This is a genomic window from Nocardiopsis lucentensis DSM 44048 (genome assembly GCF_000341125.1).
GTDB lineage: Bacteria > Actinomycetota > Actinomycetes > Streptosporangiales > Streptosporangiaceae > Nocardiopsis > Nocardiopsis lucentensis.
Genome location: NZ_ANBC01000931.1, coordinates 1 through 5,538, shown reverse-complemented (window position 1 = coordinate 5,538; position 5,538 = coordinate 1). Strand labels below are relative to the sequence as shown.

8 protein-coding genes are annotated in these 5,538 nt (G+C 68.8%); all 8 read right to left on the bottom strand.

Translation table 11 applies throughout. The features are described from left to right. Positions 1 to 56: 56 nt before the first annotated feature. The 8 genes from D471_RS0131985 to D471_RS0131950 all read right to left on the bottom strand — a co-directional run bounded on the left by D471_RS0131985 (position 57) and on the right by D471_RS0131950 (position 5,377). The gene (locus tag D471_RS0131985) at positions 57 to 581 is read right to left on the bottom strand and encodes a GNAT family N-acetyltransferase (protein WP_017602386.1); all 525 of its coding nucleotides are present in this window, start codon (positions 579 to 581) and stop codon (positions 57 to 59) included. Positions 582 to 592: 11 nt separating this feature from the next. Then, on the bottom strand, positions 593 to 2,170 hold the full coding sequence (locus D471_RS0131980) for an asparagine synthase-related protein (RefSeq protein ID WP_017602385.1): 1,578 nt from the start codon (positions 2,168 to 2,170) through the stop codon (positions 593 to 595). A gap of 42 nt (positions 2,171 to 2,212) precedes the next feature. Then, on the bottom strand, positions 2,213 to 2,371 hold the full coding sequence (locus D471_RS41080) for a hypothetical protein (RefSeq protein ID WP_017602384.1): 159 nt from the start codon (positions 2,369 to 2,371) through the stop codon (positions 2,213 to 2,215). Between the two features lie 386 nt (positions 2,372 to 2,757). After that, positions 2,758 to 3,006, bottom strand: coding sequence for a hypothetical protein (locus tag D471_RS0131970; RefSeq protein ID WP_026128281.1), 249 nt, complete (start codon positions 3,004 to 3,006; stop codon positions 2,758 to 2,760). Then, positions 3,003 to 3,269 carry a hypothetical protein gene (locus D471_RS0131965; protein ID WP_017602382.1) on the bottom strand — a complete coding sequence of 89 codons (267 nt, stop codon included), beginning with the start codon at positions 3,267 to 3,269 and terminating at the stop codon, positions 3,003 to 3,005. The genes D471_RS0131970 and D471_RS0131965 overlap by 4 nt, the downstream gene beginning before the upstream one ends. A 281-nt stretch (positions 3,270 to 3,550) precedes the next feature. Next, positions 3,551 to 3,751, bottom strand: a complete 201-nt coding sequence (locus tag D471_RS0131960; protein ID WP_241479766.1) for a hypothetical protein — start codon at positions 3,749 to 3,751, stop codon at positions 3,551 to 3,553. A gap of 53 nt (positions 3,752 to 3,804) precedes the next feature. Further along, complete coding sequence (locus D471_RS0131955; protein ID WP_017602380.1) at positions 3,805 to 4,053, bottom strand: hypothetical protein; 249 nt, start codon at positions 4,051 to 4,053, stop codon at positions 3,805 to 3,807. Positions 4,054 to 4,171: 118 nt separating this feature from the next. Then, complete coding sequence (locus D471_RS0131950) at positions 4,172 to 5,377, bottom strand: helix-turn-helix domain-containing protein (RefSeq protein ID WP_017602379.1); 1,206 nt, start codon at positions 5,375 to 5,377, stop codon at positions 4,172 to 4,174. Positions 5,378 to 5,538: the final 161 nt, after the last annotated feature.

Below are 5,538 nucleotides of genomic sequence, written 5' to 3'. Positions count from 1 at the left end.
CACCACGGTCCCGGCGATCTTGTCGTGGATCCCCTGCTGGTTGGGCCAGTTCAGGATCAAATGGTGACCACCGTCGTCAGTCCGAGTTCGGCCAGGTCAAGGCGCTCCGCTCGGCGCGCGAGCAGGTACAGGTGACCGGCTCGCCGGTCCATCTCCTTGACCAGTGCGAACCCCTGGGTCTCGTAGTACTTGACCAGCTCGGGGAAGAAGCATCCCCGCCGCACCCACTGTCGCCCCTGACGCGCGGCCTGGTCGACCGCCCACAGAGCGATCAGGGTTCCAGGCTTGTGCTCCCGGTACCCGGGGTCGGTGACGGTCGTGAACAGATACAGGGACTCCTCGGCCGCCTCCTCAGACGTCCAGTCTTTCGGCGGCGCCTGGGTCATGACCGTGGTGCATCCGACGATGCGACCTTCGGCTTCGAGTACCCACATGAAGCCGCTTCCAGCCTGTCCGGCGAGGTCGTCGACGTTCTCACGCCATGACTCCAGCCCGCGCTGTTCCATCCAGTCACAGCGCGCGGTGATCATCGACGCGACTCCGAGCATGTCGGCCTCGGTGGCGGGACGCATGGTGAACACGGCTGGTCCTCTCAGTGCAGGAAGGCGGTGGCGGACAGGTGCAGGCTCAACACTTCCAGGATCTTCGCGTCGCGCTCTTCGACGTAGCGCCCGGGAGTCAGACGGTCGACCGCGGTACGCAGCCCGTCGGGGTCCACCAAACCCTCATCGAACAGCACTGAACCCTCGGCCAGCATACGAGCGAACAGCTTGGGTGCGTAGGTGGTCAGGGCGTACTCGACGACCTCGGCGAAGCTCTCCCGCTCCACCGGATACACGACGTCGTCACTCATCCCGAGCGTGGCCAAGCGACGCCGCTGAAGCTGCTTCAGCTCACGCCAAGCGAACGGGAGCTGCTCGCCGAGCGCCACCATGTCCGGGTCCGCGAACGGGTGCACCGGCCACAGCCCATGCTTGAGAAGTACCGGGGCGGTCGTCTCCAGCGTCAGCAACGTCATGGAGTTGATCAACGCAGGAGGAGCGATGCCGTCGTCGGCGAACTCCAGCACGCTCGGAACCCGCGGGCCGACCCACGAGAGGATCTGCGCGTCGGTGATCTCGCCTAGCCCCTTGTGGGGCTCCTCCTCCTGAGTGAGGGCGACCATCTCGTCTCCCCCGAGGCCGGTCACGACGGTGCGGGCCCCAGCGGCGGCGATCGAGCGTGCCATCTCGACGAACGGCCGGTGCAAAGGCTCCTCCGTGGGGTTGACCACGCGGCCGTTGACCCAGGGGCAGTCAGGCGAGAGCGGCAGGCACCGCATGGCGTCGACGACCAGGTCCGAGTCGGCGAACCGCACACGGTCGCGGATCTCGGCGCGACGCCGGATCTGCTGCTCACGCCCAGGACCGCCGATCAACAGCGTGGCCGTGGGAAACCGGCCCGGGTACCGCTCGGCCGCGCGGGTGGCCACGGTGCCCGAGTCGAACCCGCCGGTCAGGTGGAACAGCGTGGTCTCCTCCGCCCAGGGGCGGCGGTCCATCGCCGTGTCCATGGTCGAAATGAACGCCCCCAAGACGTCGGCATCCGGTGCCAAGTCACGAGGCGTGCGGTGCAGGGCGGGATCGGGATAGGTGATCCACAAGTGCCCGCCGAAGTGCGCGGTCGCGCGCTCGGTGAACCGGTGCACACCCCGGTACAGCGTCTCCGTCGAGTAGCGGGGCCGGTAGATCAGCAGCCGAGAGACCTCCTTGGGGTTGAGCCCGGTGGCGTGTGCGCGCAGGTCCGCCATGTCCCACGACCCGACCAGGGCCGTGCCGTCGGTGGCCAGGTAGAGCGGAGTTGTCCGGGCCGAACCGGCGGTGACGCGCACCGGCCGGTCGGGTTCGGTCTCGACGAGGACGACGTCGGTCGGCCAGCCGGTGACGGCGTCGCGGGCCTGGTCGTACTCGGCGGGGGTGAGGTCGCGAACCTCGGGATCGCAGACCGCCCGGTCGGCGACGCGTTCGCGGACCACGAGCAGGGTGCGCCGTCCGTCGGTCGCGGCCAGGTGCTCGACCATCGGGTGGTCGAAGGGCTCGATGCGGCTGCGGGTGTCCAGGGTGCTGTAGCACGCCCCGGAACAGTGCCAGGTCGGATTCTCGCTGTAAGGGGTCAACTGCAATCGCAGCATGGGGGCTACTCCGGGGCGTGCGTCGTTCAACGGGTCAGGTGGTTAGCGGGCGGTCGTGTCGTAGGTGTGGGCGGCGTCGCCCGACCCCGAGGACTTCTTGTACTCGTGGCTCTGCGCCGGGGTCTGCACGACCGCGCGGCGGGTCGCGAGGAACAGGCCGGTCACCTGCTCGCTCGTGGGCGGTGGGGTGAAGTCGTTCACCGCGTTCTCCTCTTCTGCTGGTGTTGACGGTTGCCCAGCGGGTGATCCCTACTGGGCGGGCACCGTTCCCGCAGGGGGACGGCGCTTGGTCCCGCGTGCCTGGGTCGGAACCAGCCAGGCACGCGGGGTCTGTGGTGGTGCCCGTTATCGGGGCGGATCTCCGTCTCGGCTGACGGACTCATCCATCTGCGGGGTTTATCTGGTCACGGTCAGGACGTCTCGGCAGTGGCGGCAGGTCGCGGTGCGAATCCGATCCTGCGCGCCGGGTGGGTCCGGGATGTAGTCGTGCTGCCCGCTGGCGGTGCCAGTGCACCGGGTAGCTCCGTCCACCGTTCCCTCCTCGGGGGAGGGTGCGGCCCCGGCCGGGGGCAGGGGCCGTACCCGGCTCAGACCGCCGCGACGGCATCCGGCAGGTTCTCCAAGGGGGACTCCCACACGAGCGTGTGCGGGTGCGGATCCCGGTATCGCGAGCGGGCCACCCGGATCACCGGCCCTACGACCGCGGCGTAGACCGCGTGGCATTTCAGATCGGGACCCAGGTAGTGGACGACGGTGCCACGCTCGGCGGCCCACTGCTTGAGGGCGGACACGTCGGGCAGCTCACGAATGTCGCACACCATGCGTCGGTGCTTCATCGCGCCACCACCCCCTGGCGGGGCACCCGCTCGTGCCCGGCCTGGTAGGTGATCGGCGAGGCCGCGATCGCGTTGTCGAGCAGATCGACCGCGCCGGTCAGGTCGCCAGTTCCAGCCACGTAGTCGACCGCCTGGCGGACGGCGTCGGCGCGGGTGCGCTCCAAGGCGTCCCGGTCGGCGCGGCCGGTGTCGGTCGTCGCGGCCGGGAGAGTGAGCGCGTCCCGGATCGAGGCGAGCAGGTCGCCCATGTCGGTGTCGATCATGCGGCGCCTCGCAGCAGGATCTTCACGGCCGGGGAGAGCGGGGCGAGGTCGCCGCCAGGCCAGGCCATGTGGGCCCGGACGCGGGCGGCCGGGGCAGAGGGGCGGGTGTAGCGCCGGACTCGGCGCGACCGGTGTCGTGAAAACAGTACGATCTTCATGTCTGCCTGCCTCTTCAGGTAGACCGGGCCCGGGGTGTTCGCTGCACCGCCGGGCCGTTTCAATGTGGTTGGGGCCTGATCCGAACGGAGACGGGGATCAGGTGCGCAACGCGGTAGGCGGCTTCACTGGTGCGTCGCTGTTGACGTGACCCTCAGCGCCTCGAAGAGCCGCACACGGAGTTCGGTGATGCTCGCTGCGGTGACACCGACGAGACCGTTGTCCGCGCCGGTTCTCAGGGCGCACCACCAGCCGGGGGACTTCCACACTTCCCAGCCCGGAAACTCCCTGTGGAACTGGGCGACCTGACGGTCACGGTCGTCCACCAACCGCGGCCTTGCCGGTGCCACCGGTTCGGTTTTCTGCCGGGGTCGGTGCGTCACGACGCCTCCAGCTGCTGCACGAGGTCGTCGTAGGTGTCAGCGGTCAGCTCCTGCGGCCTGCCCGAGGCGGGGGTGGTGATACGTACGGCGCACCACTCGCGGGCTGACTGGTCCTCGTCCCTGGACCGCCAGAAGCGCCATCCGGGGTACGTGCGCCGCAACTGTCCCAGCCGCCGCTCACTGCCGTGGTCGCTGGGCCATGGGCCGTGCAGCGACTCCCTTTCGAGCGCGCGTGTTCGCGCCATCGTGGACCTCCCTCACTGGTAGGTGAGGGAGACGCTACGCAGAGTTCGATGGAGTTCCCAGGGACAGAGCGTCCGGGTTCACGAGTGACGTGTCAGTAACCTGGACGCTCCGTCCGGGTTACTCGCTGGTGGTGCGGAATGCGGACACGAGCCCCGCCAACGGGTCGTTCATCCGCGCCTTACGCCGCCGCAGTTCTTCGGTGAGCGCAGCTCCGAACTTCTGGTGCCGGAACCACTCCGGCGACAGGGCTTGCGCCTGCGCGGCCGTCTCGATGGCGTCATCAGTCCGACGACGCAGAGACTGAGACTTCGCCACATCCAGCAGGTGCCGCCCGTACTGGATTGACAGCAACTGCCGGGAGTCCACCTTCCCAGCGGCCTTGAGTGCCTCGGCGGGCTTGCCCAGGACGGTGTAGATGTGCGCCGACTGGACCGCGAGCTGGGTCGGACCGAAGCTGATCCAGTACCGGCGCGAGTCCTGGTCCATCTGAACAGCAGCCGACCGAGCGTCTCGCAGGAACTGTCGCGCAGACGAGAGCCGGTCCGCGTCCGATCGGTGAGCGTCTGATCCCGCCAGCACTGCGGCCTGCATGAGCAGCCCGCCCCATGCCGCGATCCGTGCTTGGTCGCGGTCACCCATTCTCGGAGCGACGCTTTCGGCTGCACGCACCACGAGATCCTCAGCTTCGGCGTAGCGGCCCATGTGCAAAAGCACCCACGCGTAGGTGCCCGTGAAGCTCACGGGGCGGTAGGGGTCATCGCCTTGGCGAGCGATCATGATCGCGCGTTCCACACCGGTCAGTGCGGCGTCGACCTTGCCGGTGTGGACCAGCAGGGCGCTCGCGAGGTCGTAGGCGTGTGCGTAGGGTGCCGCGACGGCGGAGGTGCCGTGTTCGTACTCGGCGATCCGGCAGTCTCGGAGCAGGTCGGGTACGAGTGCGGCGAGTGCTCCGAACTCTCCTGCGAAGTACGCCCCGTAGCCGCGTCGGACCGTGCGCATCAGCTCCTCGGGGGAGGCCGGGCGACCTTGAGGGCGGTCGGGCAACAGGAGCTGGGGGTCGAAGATCGCGTTGCGTACGGCGATCACCGAGGAGGTGCCCACGGGGGTCAGGCGGGCGCGTTTGCGGATGAGGTCACCGGGGTCGCAGTCCAGGGCTCGGGCAAGCTTGACGATGCTGGGTAGTGAGCCGACCCGGGCACCGCGTTCGAGGCGGCCCACGTAGTCGGCCGAGACGCCTGCCCGGTCGGCGAGCGCTTCTTGGGTGAGTCCGGCGTCTTCTCGGCGTTCCTTGAGCTCGGGGCCGATCCTGATGGCCTCGTCCATAACGAAGGTCCCGTCTTCGGCTGGGGAGTGTGCACTGCCAGCCTAGGCTGGGACCTTCCTTCATGTCAGGGTTGCAGCGGGGTTGTGCCCGTGCTTCCCACCTGCGTAGGTGCGCTGTGGGCGGTCCTGACCAGGGGTGGCCCCGCCCGCTCCGAAGCCCG